This window comes from Caballeronia sp. GACF4, from assembly GCF_023631025.1.
Classification (GTDB): domain Bacteria; phylum Pseudomonadota; class Gammaproteobacteria; order Burkholderiales; family Burkholderiaceae; genus Caballeronia.
Genome location: NZ_JALQDW010000015.1, coordinates 36,974 through 50,532, shown reverse-complemented (window position 1 = coordinate 50,532; position 13,559 = coordinate 36,974). Strand labels below are relative to the sequence as shown.

The following is a 13,559-nucleotide window of genomic DNA, read 5'->3' as shown; positions in this document are numbered from 1 at the left end:
CGATTTTTGTCGAACGTCCTTGCAGTGCGAAGAAACCCTACCTATTGTCTTTGCAGGACGGCGCCGAACCCACCCCAAGGAGTGTCCGAATGGCCGAATTAGTCGATATCGCGCGCGGTGCGCTGAATGCGCAACCGTTTAGCGCCTTGCTCGGAACGAAACTGATGCAGGTCGATGCAGCGAGTCTCACGCTGTGTCTGCAGATCCGCGATGAGCTGAGGCAACAACACGGTTTCGTGCACGGCGGGGTGGTGAGTTATCTCGTGGACAACGCGCTGACGTTCGCAGGCGCGCTGAGGCTCGGTCCGAAGGTCGTCACCGGCGAATACAAGATCAACTATCTGCGCCCGGCGGTTTCCGGCACGCTGATGGCGCGGGCGCGCGTGGTGCATGCCGGCATGACGCAGGCAACCTGCCAGTGCGATGTCTTCGTCACCGACGGCAATGCCGAAACGCTCGTCGCGGTGGCGCAAGGCACGATCACGCGCATCAGCGAAAGCGCGGCCGAAGCGCTCTATAACGCCTGAACCTCAACCTTCCGTCCTGAAGACGAAAAACCTCGCCGCAGCGAGGTTTTTTGTTTTCACGGTGCGAAGCTATTACGCGTCGACCGTCTTCTGCTGCTGCTCGCCGAGACCTTCGATACCAAGGCGAATGGTCTGCCCGGACTTCAGGTACACCGCGCTGGGCTTCACGCCCATGCCGACGCCCGGCGGCGTGCCGGTCGAGATGACATCGCCGGGCTGCAGGCTCATCGTCTTCGACAGATACGCGACCAGTTGCGCGACGGTGAAGACCATGGTCTTCGTGTTGCCGTTCTGGTAACGGTGGCCGTCCACTTCGAGCCAGAGATCGAGCTTCTGCGGATCGGCGACTTCGTCCTTCGTCACGAGCCACGGGCCGAGCGGGCCGAACGTGTCGAAGCCCTTGCCCTTGTCCCATTGGGTGCCGTGTTCGAGCTGCCATTCGCGCTCGGAGACGTCGTTGATCACGCAGTAACCGGCCACGTAGTCGAGCGCGTTGGCTTCATCGACATACTTGGCTTCCTTGCCGATCACCACGCCGAGTTCGACTTCCCAGTCGGTTTTCTTCGAATTGCGCGGAATTTCCACGTCGTCGTTCGGGCCGCAAATGGCACTCGTCCACTTGCCGAAAATGACCGGCTCGGTCGGCACGGGCAGATTCGATTCGGCGGCGTGATCCGCGTAGTTGAGGCCAATACACACGAACTTGCCCACACGTCCGACACACGGCCCGATACGCGGATTGCCATCCACCACCGGCAGCGACGCCGGGTCGGTCGCGCGCAGCTTGGCCAGGCCCGCATCGGTCAGCGTAGCGCCGGAGATGTCGTCCACGACCTTCGACAGATCGCGAATCTTGCCTTCGGCATCCAGCAAACCCGGTTTTTCCTGACCCTTGGGGCCGTAACGAAGCAGCTTCATCTGAATAGATCCTCGTGTTTCAAAATGCAAAGGTTGAAAACGCAGCGGCCGTCCTAGTTGGACCAGCCGCCATCGATGACGTGAGCCTGACCCGTCGTGAACGACGACTCGTCCGAGGCGAGATACAGCGCGAGCGCCGCGATTTCTTCCGTACGGCCGACGCGGCCCATTGGTTGACGCGAAACGAAAGCCGCCTGAATCTGGTCGATCGTCGCGCCCTGCGCCTTGGCTTGCTCGGCGATGCGGTCCTTCAGCGACGGCGACTCCACCGTGCCCGGACAAATTGCGTTGCAGCGGATGCCGCGCGTGACGAAATCCGCCGCGACGGATTTCGTGAGCCCGATGACCGCCGCCTTCGACGCACCATACACGAAGCGATTCGGCACGCCCTTCACGCTCGACGCCGCCGACGACATATTGACGATCGAGCCGCCGCCCTTTTCCAGCATCTTCGGCAGGAACGCGCGGATCGTCCGATACATGGCCTTCGCGTTCAGATTGAAAGCGAGGTCCCAGTCCGCTTCGCTCGCTTCGAGAATCGAACCGGGATGCACATAGCCCGCGCAGTTGAAGAGCACGTCGATGGCGCCAACTTCCTTCGCGAGCGCCTCGATGGCTTGGGGGTCGAGCACGTCGAGCTTGTGGGCTTCGACCGGCTTGCCTTCGAGCCCTTCGATACGAATGTCGGTTGCGATCACGCGCGCGCCTTCCGCCGCGAAAAGCTCGGCCGTCGCGAGCCCGATTCCTTGTCCCGCCGCGGTGATCAGCGCCGTCTTGCCTGCCAGTCTTTGTACCATCTACTGCTCCAGTGGAAGTTGATTTTAAGACATGCCGGGTATATCAGCGGCTTCAGAGGCGATAGAACGCACGGGCGTTTCCGCCGAAAATCGCGTCTTCCTCGGCTTTTTCGAGATGCGAGACCAAGCGCCTCGCGGCGGCGTGCCAATCAGTGTAGCAACCGTTTAAGTTCAGTACCGGCCAATCGCTGCCCCACATGAGGCGCTCGTGTCCGAATTGGTCGATGAGATGCGCGACGTAAGGCGCGAGCGTGTCGGCGGTCCAGCTAGGCGACGCTTCTGTCGCGAGCCCCGATAGCTTGCAATAGAGGCGCTGCGGCAAGGCAGCGAGTTGCGCGATGCCATCGGCCCACGGTTGCCAGCCCGCTTCGCCATCGCGGATGGGCGGCTTCGCACCGTGATCCACGACGATACGCAACGCCGGATAACGCCCGGCGAACTCGACGAGCGATGGCACGTGGCGCGCGAAGATGAGCGCGTCGAAAGCAAGATCGAGCTCGATCAGACGCTGGATGGCTTCCGGGCGCGGCGCGTGGTCTATCCACGTATCGTCGGGCAGGTCTTGCAGCATCGGCCGCACGGCTTTGAATTTTTTGTCGCGCGCAAATTCATCGATGATTTCTACCGCGTCGACGGAATCGAGCGGAACCCAGCCGACGACGCCCGCAATGGATTCGTCATCGCGCGCTAGATCGAGCAGATAACGCGTTTCATCGACGGTCGCCGCCGCTTGCACGACGACCGTTTGCTTGACATTCGTGATCTTGCGGAGCGGCGCCAGATCATCGGAACCGAAGACGCGATAGAGCGGCTTGAGATCGGGCGTGAGCCAACCGTAATCGCCACGCGCCGGGTCCCAATAATGTTGATGAGCGTCGATGTTCATTGCGGTGTTGGCGCCTTCTCATGCAGCAAGCCAGCCGCACGCAAAGCGTCCCACAACGCCAAAGGAACCGGTGTGGCGAATGACGCCGCATTCTCACGCACTTCCTCGGGCTTGCGCGCGCCCATTAACACCGTGGCGACGACTTTATGCGCATAAGGAAACTGCAGTGCGGCCGTCGACAGCGCGACGCCATACTCGCGACAGATGCGTTCCAGCCTCGCCACACGATCGACGATCTCTTTGGGCGCATCGCCGTAGTTGAATTTGAGATCGCCTTGCGCGTCGGCATCGAGACCGCGCGCGAGAATGCCCGAATTGAACGCGCCGCCAAGCAGGATGCTCACACCGCGCTGTTCGCACTCGGGCAGGAGATCGTCGAGCGTGTTCTGTTCGAGCAGCGTGTAGCGGCCAGCGAGCAACGCGCAGTCGATGTCGTATTCGGCCATTGCCTCGCGCACCGCCGCGCCTTCGTTCACGCCGAGGCCGACTGCTTTCACGCCGCGCGACTGCTTGAGTTCATCGAGCGCACGAAAGCCGCCTTCATCGGTGAGCTGACGCCAGTAATGCGTGTTTTTTTCGCCGTGCGTGACACGGCCGATGTCGTGTATCAGTACGATATCGATGTCGATCATGCCGAGCCGCTGCTGGCTGTCTTCGAACGAGCGCAAAATGCCGTCGTAGGTGTAGTCGTAGATGGCCTGGAACGGTAGCGGCGCGGCCCAGCCTTCGCTGCCGTCGTCGGGCGTGGTGCGCGGCACGAAGCGGCGGCCCACTTTGGTCGAGAGCACGTAGTCACTTCGCGCGTGGCGTCGCAGGGCATCGCCGAGACGGTGTTCTGCCTTCGTGTGTCCGTAATGCGGTGCGGTATCGAAGAAACGGATGCCCGCTTGCCACGCCGCATCGACTGTAGCGCGCGCCTCGTCTTCCGTCAGTTCGTGATAAAGCCCGCCTAGCGGCGCCGTGCCGAGCGAAAGTGCCGTCACCTCCAGATCCGTCCGCCCGATCTTGCGTCGGCGCGTGACGGCCTCCTGCGTGTCTCCGTTCATTGTGCAACCCTCAGTCGATTGTTCAGTTCGAAACGACTTCTGCGGTGCCGCGAGACGCAACACTAACGCGTTGCGCGCCGCCAGGCAAACACGCGGGGCCGACGGGCTCGAAGGTTTTGTAAGTCAGGATGAATTCCTGATGCCCCAGCGACTCCGATTTCGACGCAGCGCCCGCCGCCACCGCCACGGTGACATCGAACACTTCGCGCCCTACTTCGTCGAGCGTCGCCCGGCCTTCCAGGATGCGGCCGGCATCCACGTCCATGTCGCCGGACAGGTTGCGATACGTCGCCGGATTTGCGCAGACCTTGATGACGGGCGATATCGCCGAGCCGACCACCGAGCCGCGCCCCGTCGTAAAGAGGATTACGTGTGAGCCGCACGCGATGAGTTCGCCGATTTCCGCGTTGTCGCTGATGTTCGGAAAGCCGAAGCGCGGCTCGCCGTCGGGCACGACATCGAGCAGATAAAGGCCGCCGGTCGGCGGGACATCGCCCGGCTTGATGATGCCGACGATAGGCGACGCGCCGCTCTTCGCATACGCGCCGAGCGACTTCTCTTCCTGCGTCGTGAGCCCGCCGTCCGCGTTGCCGACCGCGAAGGAACCGTGGCCCATCGTCGTGTAATAGCGCGCGGCTTTTTCCACGCACGCGACGATTTCATCGCCGAGTTCGGGACGCGCCGCGCGGGTCTTCATATGAAATTCGCAGCCGACGAGTTCGCCGGTTTCCTCGAAGATGCACGCCGCGCCTTCGTCGATGAAGGTGTCGAAGGCGCGGCCCACGGCCGGGTTCGCCGTGATGCCGCTCGTGCCGTCCGAGCCGCCGCAGATCGTGCCGATGACGAGTTCATCGAGCGCCATCGGCACTTTCTCTTGCGCGGCGAGCGTCGCGCGCGCTTCGCGTACCCAGTCGAGACCGTGCTGAATTGTGCTGCGCGTGCCGCCGTTTTCCTGGATCGTCACGACGGCGGCGGGGCGGCCGCTCGCGCGCACGACATCGGCGAGATAGTGCTTGTTCATGCTTTCGCAGCCAAGCGACACGAACAGCACCGCGCCCACGTTCGGATGCGTGCAGATGCGCTCCAGCATCTTTTCGGCGTAGCTATTCGGATAGCAGCCGGGGAAGCCGATCAGGTGCACGGGCGGCGCTTCGTTTTGCGCGGCGTCGAATGCGTCGAACGATGGGCGGAAGTGCGTGACGATCTCGCGGGCGACGTGATGCGCGCACTCGACCATGTACGCCACCGCGACGATGTTGCGGATGCCCTTGCGGCCATCGGCTCTTGGGAAGCCCAGCAATGTTGATGTGTTCATGGCTCTCAATGCTGCACGTAGGCGTGGCCGGCGTCGTGCGTGTAGGTGGGGATGTAGTCGCTCTCCAGATTGTGAGTGTGGAGATGCGCGCCGCGGGGAACGTCTATGCTCACGTGGCCGATGATCGCGCCGTAGCGGAGGACTTTGTCGTCCTTCTTCAACGCGCGGCGGGCTATTTTGTGAGCCAGTTCTATCGTCGTTTCCAGCTTGACTGGCTCGCCTTCTATCTGAAGCGTTTCGCCTGCGATTAGGCGGGCTGCTGCTATCAGACAGTTGTCTTCTTTGCTCAAGAGGATCAGGCGGGGGTCGGTGGTTTTTGTCTCTGTGTCGGGCATCTCGTTCCTTCTGAAATCCGTGTCGTCGTGGACATTGAGCCGTATGCTCGCGGCATCTTCAGCAGCCGCCTGCTGACGTTCGTCGTCCGGGCGCTGGACGCGTCAGCCGATTTCGCGAGACGCGTGCGGCTGCGCTCCCGCTTCAGTTCTGCGCATCTCCACCCGCCAGTCTCGCCACCATCAGCGAACCCAGGATGATTGCGCCGTAAATCGCCTGAATCCAGAACGATGGCACCTGCGCCAAGGTCAGCAAGTTCTGCACGACGCCCAGCAGCAACACGCCCGATAACGCGCCGAGCATCGTGCCCTTGCCGCCATCCAACGAAATGCCGCCGATCACTGCCGCCGCGAACACCGTGAAGATCATTCCATTGCCCTGGTTCGCGTTGATCGCGCCGACGTAGCCTGTGACGATCAAACCGCCAATCGACGCCAGTACGCTGCCGAGCACGAACACGCCCCACGTGATGCGCTCCACCCGAATGCCTGCCGCGCGTGCCGCTTCGGGATTGCCGCCGATCGCGTAAAGCGCGCGGCCGAGGCGGTGGTAACGCAGCAAGAACGCGGCGACGGCGAACGCGGCCGCCGCGAGCCATACCGAGATCGGCAGGCCGAGCACGAGTGTCGTGGCCAGCGTGAAGAACGAAGGCGGCATGTCGAACAACGTGCCGCCCTTGGTCGCGCCGACGAGCATGCCGCGCAGCACGATCAGCATTGCGAGCGTGACGATGAACGCGTTCAGCCGCAGCCGCACGACCAAAAAGCCGTTGAAGAAGCCGATCAGCGCGCCGACCGCAACGATCGCCGCAAGTCCCGCTGCCGCCGGCCACTCGAAGCCGAAGCCCGCCGACGCCGCCGGCATCACGAGCATCGCGCCGACAGCCGGCGCAATGCCGACCGTCGATTCGAGCGATAAATCGAACTTGCCTGTCAGAACGATTAGCGATTCGGCCAGCACGACAAGCGCAAGCGCCGCCGATGCCCCAAGGATGCTGATGAGATTCGCCTGCGTGAGAAAGCTCGGGCTGACGAACGCGCCGATGGCAAGCAAGAGCGCCAGCGCGGGCAGCAATGCGAGGTCGCGAAAACGCGCCAGTTCGATGCGCGGGCGCGCCACGGCCATGCTCGCGCCGTTCATCGCCGGGTTGGGTACGTTATGCTTCATGGAGATTCACCCCTTCGACGGATGCGATGAGTTCATGGTCCTGCCATCCGGCAGGGAATTCGGCGACGATGGCGCCGCGAAACATCACCAGGACGCGGTCGCACGTGCGCAAGTCGTCCAGCTCGCCCGATACGACGAGCACCGCCTTTCCTTCCTCGCGCACGCGTTCGACGACGCCGAGCAGCGCTTCCTTCGACTTCACATCGACGCCAGCGGTGGGATCGATCAGAACGAGCACGTCCGGATCAGTGGCGAGTGCGCGCGCCATCACCACTTTTTGCTGATTGCCGCCCGACAAGCCCGACACGATATGTTCCGGGCCCTGCGTCTTGATGCCGAGCGCGGCAATCATGCGGCGTCCGAAGGCGTTCTTTTTCGCGGGCGTCGCAATACCGAAGCGGCCGAGCAATCGCGCGATCGTCATGGACGCGTTTTCCGCGACGGATTGCGACAGCACCAAGCCTTCGCGATGCCGGTCTTTCGGCACGCAGCCGACACCATGCGCCAGCGCGGCCGGCACGTCGCCCGGCGGCAGCACGCGGCCATCGACGCTGATCGTGCCCGCGCGTTGCGCCTTCAATCCGGCGATGGCTTCGGCGACGCTCGTCCGGCCGCTCGTCGTCGCGCCGGTCAGGCCGATCACTTCGCCCTTGCGAACGCTCAACGTGACGTTCTCGTAGTCGTCGCCGCGTAACGCTTCGACACGCAGCGCTTGCGGCGCATCAGCGGGCAGGGGCGCGCGCGCGGCGGCATCCGCGACGGCAAGGCCCCCCTGCTCGCCTGTCATCGCTTCGATGAGCCGGTCGCGCGGCAATGCCGAAACCGGCGCGCTGACGATATGCCGTGCGTCGCGCAGAACTGTCACTGCCTGACAGATTTCGTACACCTCTTGCAAGTGATGCGAAATGAACAGGAAAGTGACACCTTCGCGCTGTAATTCCTCAATACGCCTGAAGAGACGCTTGATCTCCTCGCCGTCCAACTGTGCAGTCGGTTCATCGAGAATGATGAAGCGCGCACCGTACGACAGCGCCCGCGCAATCTCCACCAACTGCCGCGCTTCCACTGTCAGATCGCCCGCGCGTGCGTCTTCGCGCACGTCGATCTTCCAGTGGTCGAGCAGCGCGCGGGCATCACGGCGCATGGCGCGCCAGTCGATCACGCCGCCCTTCTGATGCTGCCGATTGATGTACAGATTTTCGGCCACCGACAACTCGCGGATGATCGTCGAATGCTGATAGACGCAGGCGACACGCTCGCGCCATGCATCGCGGTCGGCGAGCGGCGGCGCGGGCGCGTCGTTGAAGCGGATCTCGCCAGCGTCCGGCTTCTTCAGGCCGGTGATCATCGACACGAGCGTCGATTTGCCCGCGCCGTTGCGTCCGACTAGCGCATGCGACTCGCCGGGCAGCACGCGCATGCTCACATCTGCGAGTGCGGGCGTCGAGCCATAGCGCTTCGTCAGGCCAACTGTCTCAACGACGGGCGCGCTCATTTGACGGTGTTGCCCCAAAGTGTTTTGTCATCGACATTGGCTTTCGTCACGAGCGGCGCGGGCAATTGATCTTCGAGAATGCCTGGACCGCGCTGAACGATCGTGCTGCCGTGATCCGTCGGGCCCGGTTTGAAGGTTTGTCCCGCCAGAGCCGCCTTGATATAGAAGAGGCCATACTTTGCGTAGAGATCGGCGGGCTGCGAGATGGTCGCGTCGATATCGCCACGGCGGATCGCATCATATTCCTGCGGAATGCCGTCATTGCTCACGATCACGATGTGCTTCGGATCGCCCGCCTTCACCAGCAACTGCTTGCGGCGCAAGGTCTGCAACGTCGGCGACAGATAGACGCCGCCCGCCTGCATATAGATCGCCTTCACGTCGGGGTTCGCGGTGAGCAGGCTGTCGAGCGCGGTCGCGGCGGCCTCGCCCTTCCATGCGGCGGGAATCTCGAGCAGGCTCAGCGACGGGAATTTCTTCAGGCACTCGCGAAACGCTTCCGAACGATCGCGGCCATTGACCGATGCCAGATCGCCCATGATCTGCACGACCTTGCCCGACTTCACGTGCTCGCCAATGTACTCGCACGACTTCGAACCATACGCGCGGTTGTCGGCGCGCACGACCATCGCGACCTTGCCTTGCGTCGGCGCGACATCGACGGCGACGACCGGCACGTTCTTCGCCGCCGAGGCGTCGAGCGCGCGGCTGATTGCGGCCGAATCCAGCGGGCCGACCACGATGCCCTTCGCGCCCAGGTTCAGCAGGTTGTTCATGTCGGTGATCTGCTGCGCGGGATCGCCGTTCGAGTTGACGGGCGCAAGGATGTCTATGCCCATGTCCTTCGCGTACTTCGGCAGATAGTTGTTGTACGACTGCCAGAACGGCGAAGTCAGAAGCGGGAGACCGAGGCCGACCTTGCCGGCATCGGCGGCTCGCGCGAGGCCAGCTGCACCGGTGGTCGAAAGTACGGCGAGCGCCACGCCGGCTTTTACGGCCAGGCGGCGAAAGGAAGTTGAGGACGTCATGCTTGTCTCCTGATCTTGTGTTTTTTGCGACTACGGCCGTGTGGGTGACTACGGGAAACTGTCGATACGCATATTTATCAGTGAACGTATTATTCATATACGGACAATCAGAAGTCAGTTGGTGCTTTCCCTAGCGCGGGCAACGCTATTGCTGACGAAAGGCTTAAACTCGGCGCCAATTCATGAATCGACGCATACCCAACATGGACGTTGAAGTAACCGACACCGATGGCGACGCAGATCGCTATCGCGCGCCCGCGCTCGACAAGGGACTGGACATTCTCGAATTACTCTCGGAACAGAAATCGGGACTGACGCGCGCCGAGATCACGAAGATGCTCGGGCGCAATGCAAGCGAGATGTATCGGATGCTGGAACGGCTGGTCGCGCGACAATACGTCGTGCGCTCGCCCGAGGGCGACCGCTATTCGCTGAGCCTGAAGTTGTACGCGCTTGCGCACCGGCATCCGCCGATGAACCGGCTAATTGCCGAGGCTCTGCCCGTGATGCAACGTTTCGCCGATGCCGCCGAGCAGTCGGTTCACCTGGTCGTCTACGATCGCGGCAACCTGCTGGTGATCGCGCAAGTGGACGGTCCCGGCACGTGGGGAATTTCGGTCCGGCTGGGGTCACGCGTCGGCCTTATCGACACCGGCTCCGGTCGCGTGGTGCTCGCGTTTCAAACCGAGGAGCAGCGCGAGCACATGCTGGCGGAACATACAAAGGTGAAAGGCGAACTGGCGCTCGATCGCGCAGTACTCGATGCCGACTACGAAAAGATCGGCGAGCTCGGCTATTCACAAAAGGACAGCCAGCAGACCTTCGGCGTGACAGATGTGACTTTTCCGTTGCTCGGGCCGTCGGGCCAAGCCATCGCGGCGCTGACCTGCCCTTTCATGCGGCGTATCGACGAATACGTCGCACCTTCCATCGAAGAAGTGACGGCGCTTTTGCGAGGCGCCGCGAGCGAGCTTTCGATGACGCGAGACTAAATCACGGCTGATACACGCGTTAGAATGGCGGCCCTCCTAAAAAGCGGCAGCCGGTTCACGCGCACGCCGCGCTCTATCTTCACGGTTCATGGCAAAACTCCTTTCTGATTCAGAATTCCAGCGTTTTTCCGAACTTCAACAGAAACAGGCGAGCTTTACGATCACGCCTGACGAGGCCGACGAATTGCGCGATATCGTCGCGCGCGCACAGAAGAAGCGCGACGATCGCGCCGCTGCAATGCAAGCGCTCGAAGCGCATATCGCGCAGTTCGACATCACGCCGGACGAGCTTTTTTCCGCCGAGCAGATCGCGGAAGCGGCGCGCAATTTCGGCCTTATTCCGGCCGCGAAGAAGGAACGCACACTGCCGCCGCAACTGACGCATAACGGCAAGCCTTATCAATGGACTTCGCGTGCGCTGCCGGAAGAGATTCGTGTACCGCTCTTCGAAGCATTCTCGGCGGGACATTCCGTGAAGTCGTTCATCGCGACGCCGAAAGACTCGGCGCGCTCGGCGCTGACGATCGCGAGACTCGAAAAGGAAACGGGAAGTTCGTATCCCGATGCTTTGCTCGAAGAGTTGGCGATAACGAGAGCGCAGATCGACGAGGCGTCCGGGCGATTGGCCGGCTAATTGCGAACGGCCGGCTAGGTCGATTTTTCACCAAGCCGCATCCGAAAACCAACGACGCTCGGATCTTCGGTTCTGATCAATTCGAAACCGGCTTTGCGCGCGAGCGCGATCATCCCCGTGTTCTCGCGCAAAGCCTCGCCCACCAGCCAGCGTGTCCCGCGCTCTCGCGCATAGTCGATGATTCGCGTGAGCAGCAGCGAGCCCAAGCCCTTCCCTTTCATGTCCGAGCGCGCGGCGACGGCAAACTCCGCAGTCTCGTTGTCCGGATCGGAAATGGCGCGTGCGACGCCCAGCGTTTCCGTGGCGCCCTCCGCAATGCTCCGTGTCACGATCAACGCCATTTCGCGGTCGTAGTCGATTTGGGTCATCCGCGCGAGTTGCGAATGATCGAAACTGCGCACGGCACCGAAAAAGCGCAAGCGCAAATCTTCGGCCGTGTTCGCCGATACGAACGCGCGATGCGCATCTTCATCCTCGGGACGAATGGGCCGCACGGTAATACGCATGCCGCGCCAGTCGAGCGTCTCATCCATGCATCGCGGATACGGCACGATTGCTAGTTGCTTGCGATGCGCGCCTAAGGTCAATTGCGGCTCGTGCACCGCAACCGAATCGCGCGTGACACGCAACGTCAGGCGCAGTGCGAGGATCTCCTCTATATAACAAACCATTTGCGACAGCGCGGTCAGCGCGTTCAACAGCATGTCGGTGGGCAACTCGCGCGAGCGCGGCGAACGCATGACGAGATCGCGCGCAAGGACAGGGTTGAGCGGAGGCAGCGCAAATTCATGAAGCGCATCGGCAAGTCCGAGCGCGCCTTCGGCCTTGAATTCGAACACCGGTCCAAAGACGCGATGGTTGAGCAGGCGCGTCTGTATCTCGACTGCATCGGCGGAAAAGGAATCGGGCGGTCCCGGCTTCACCGTGATGCCGAAGCGGGCGAGGATGCGCGCCGCACGTTCACCATTCAATTCCGCAATGCCGTTCTCCAACGCGATTCGAATTTCCTTTTGCGCAATATCGATTTCTTCTGGAATTTCCGTTGGAAGTCCGTCGGGTGTTTGCATCAACAATTCGCGTCCCTGACGAAAATCGACGAGGCGTGCAAAGCCACGTGCGAGCCGCTGCGGGGTAGTGTGAACCGGGATGCCATTTGCGTGGAGTGCGTCGCGGGTGGCGGCATCCACGCAACCGAAGAAACACGCGAGCAATCCGCGATGAGCCTGGCGGCGCGCGGCGATCAATGTGCGAGCGACGTCCGCGACGGGCGCGCTATGCGTCGGCGCGTGTACGACGAAGATGGTGCCGGTGTCGCGATGCGGAGCCAGCGTTTCCACCGCGATGCCGAAATCGGCGGGCGATGCATCGTCGCCGAGCAAAAGGGGATTACCGGATTCGGCTCGGGGTAACGCGAGCGAGACGGCGTCGCGTGCGGCGAGTGGCCATTGCGCCAGATCATCGCCGGCCTTGCTGAACGCATCTCTTGCCAAAGTGGCGACGCCGCGATCGCTGGTGATGACGGTTGCCACGTCGCCGGCTGCGACGCTTCCCACGCCCAGGGTTTCGATTTCGTCGAGCAGATCGTCAAGCGAATCCACGCGTACAAGTCCGGCACGGCGGAAGGCGGCACCGTATAGGCGATCGAATGGGTCGTCGTGTCCGGTTCGTAGAACGAGTACCGGCTTATTTCTCGCGGCGGCGCGCGCGGCGGAGATAAATTTGCGTGCGGCCCGGACGGTTTCGATCGCAAGAAGAATCGCTTTGGTCGATGCGTCGGTGGCGAGGAAGTCGAGGATATCGCCGGAATCGACGTCGGCTTCATCGCCTAACGCGACGATGCGTGAGAAGCCGAGGCCCCCCGCGCGGGCCCAGCCGAGCACGCCATTGGTTAGCGCATTCGAGCCTGATACCCAAGCGACGCCGCCCGATTTGACACTGCACGCTGGCGCCCCGAGGCATGCGCCGACGGCGGGAGACACTACGCCGAGACTTGCCGGTCCTACCACGCGCAGCAGGAAGGGACGCGCGGCGGCAAGGGTACAGGCAGTCCATTCGTGGGACTCTGCATTGGAGATGAATTCGGCTCTCGCGGGGTGTCTCGCTGCCTCTCCAATAACGACGACAGCTTTGGTCCCACGGTCTCCGAGTTGTTCAACTAGTTGAGGCCAGGTTTTAGGGGGCGTGCATAGCACCGCAACGCTCGGCGCTTCGGGGAGGTGAGCTATGTCGGCGAAGCTCGGCTGTCCGCCTATGGTTTGGTGCTTTGGATTTACTGGCCAGATTGGGCCTTTGAATCCAGCGCTGTTGGCGCGGGCCCATACCATTTCGCCGATGCTGCCCGGCCGCGTTGATGCGCCGATCACAGCAATTGACTTCGGCGCGAACAGGATGTCCAGGTTGCGAACGGTCATTACGGGGCTC

General features: G+C 62.3%; 13 protein-coding genes. 3 read left to right on the top strand and 10 right to left on the bottom strand.

Features of this window, described 5'->3' with window-relative positions:
• The first annotated feature begins 89 nt into the window (after positions 1-89).
• The gene (locus tag NCR40_RS14200) at positions 90-527 is read left to right on the top strand and encodes a PaaI family thioesterase (RefSeq protein WP_250466388.1); all 438 of its coding nucleotides are present in this window, start codon (positions 90-92) and stop codon (positions 525-527) included.
• A gap of 72 nt (positions 528-599) precedes the next feature.
• Here the strand turns inward: NCR40_RS14200 and NCR40_RS14195 are convergent, their stop codons facing one another.
• The 9 genes from NCR40_RS14195 to NCR40_RS14155 form a co-directional block, all read right to left on the bottom strand.
• The gene (locus tag NCR40_RS14195; protein ID WP_244829008.1) at positions 600-1,445 is read right to left on the bottom strand and encodes an ureidoglycolate lyase; all 846 of its coding nucleotides are present in this window, start codon (positions 1,443-1,445) and stop codon (positions 600-602) included.
• Positions 1,446-1,498: 53 nt separating this feature from the next.
• Entirely contained in the window at positions 1,499-2,242 is a 744-nt protein-coding gene (locus NCR40_RS14190; protein ID WP_244829007.1) for an SDR family oxidoreductase, read from the bottom strand.
• 52 nt (positions 2,243-2,294) lie between these two features.
• Positions 2,295-3,128, bottom strand: a complete 834-nt coding sequence (locus NCR40_RS14185) for an amidohydrolase family protein (RefSeq protein ID WP_250466387.1) — start codon at positions 3,126-3,128, stop codon at positions 2,295-2,297.
• Positions 3,125-4,174: an aldo/keto reductase gene (locus NCR40_RS14180; RefSeq protein ID WP_250509759.1), complete on the bottom strand. Its 1,050-nt coding sequence runs from the start codon at positions 4,172-4,174 to the stop codon at positions 3,125-3,127. The genes NCR40_RS14185 and NCR40_RS14180 overlap by 4 nt, the downstream gene beginning before the upstream one ends.
• A 22-nt stretch (positions 4,175-4,196) precedes the next feature.
• Entirely contained in the window at positions 4,197-5,489 is a 1,293-nt protein-coding gene (locus NCR40_RS14175; protein WP_250466384.1) for a UxaA family hydrolase, read from the bottom strand.
• Between the two features lie 5 nt (positions 5,490-5,494).
• Positions 5,495-5,824 carry a UxaA family hydrolase gene (locus tag NCR40_RS14170; RefSeq protein ID WP_250509758.1) on the bottom strand — a complete coding sequence of 110 codons (330 nt, stop codon included), beginning with the start codon at positions 5,822-5,824 and terminating at the stop codon, positions 5,495-5,497.
• A gap of 142 nt (positions 5,825-5,966) precedes the next feature.
• Entirely contained in the window at positions 5,967-6,989 is a 1,023-nt protein-coding gene (locus tag NCR40_RS14165; RefSeq protein WP_250509757.1) for an ABC transporter permease, read from the bottom strand.
• Positions 6,979-8,484: a sugar ABC transporter ATP-binding protein gene (locus tag NCR40_RS14160; protein WP_250509756.1), complete on the bottom strand. Its 1,506-nt coding sequence runs from the start codon at positions 8,482-8,484 to the stop codon at positions 6,979-6,981. Before NCR40_RS14160 ends, NCR40_RS14165 begins: the two co-directional genes overlap by 11 nt.
• Positions 8,481-9,512: a sugar ABC transporter substrate-binding protein gene (locus tag NCR40_RS14155; protein ID WP_250509755.1), complete on the bottom strand. Its 1,032-nt coding sequence runs from the start codon at positions 9,510-9,512 to the stop codon at positions 8,481-8,483. Before NCR40_RS14155 ends, NCR40_RS14160 begins: the two co-directional genes overlap by 4 nt.
• A 203-nt stretch (positions 9,513-9,715) precedes the next feature.
• Here NCR40_RS14155 and NCR40_RS14150 point away from each other — a divergent pair, with 203 nt between their 5' ends.
• Together NCR40_RS14150 and NCR40_RS14145 are read left to right on the top strand one after the other, a co-directional pair.
• Complete coding sequence (locus NCR40_RS14150) at positions 9,716-10,504, top strand: IclR family transcriptional regulator (protein ID WP_250509754.1); 789 nt, start codon at positions 9,716-9,718, stop codon at positions 10,502-10,504.
• 88 nt (positions 10,505-10,592) lie between these two features.
• A complete protein-coding gene (locus tag NCR40_RS14145; protein ID WP_250466373.1) occupies positions 10,593-11,138 on the top strand; it encodes a hypothetical protein in 546 nt (181 codons plus the stop codon).
• A 14-nt stretch (positions 11,139-11,152) separates the two neighbouring features.
• Here the strand turns inward: NCR40_RS14145 and NCR40_RS14140 are convergent, their stop codons facing one another.
• The gene (locus tag NCR40_RS14140) at positions 11,153-13,549 is read right to left on the bottom strand and encodes a bifunctional acetate--CoA ligase family protein/GNAT family N-acetyltransferase (protein WP_250509753.1); all 2,397 of its coding nucleotides are present in this window, start codon (positions 13,547-13,549) and stop codon (positions 11,153-11,155) included.
• Positions 13,550-13,559 lie beyond the last annotated feature (10 nt).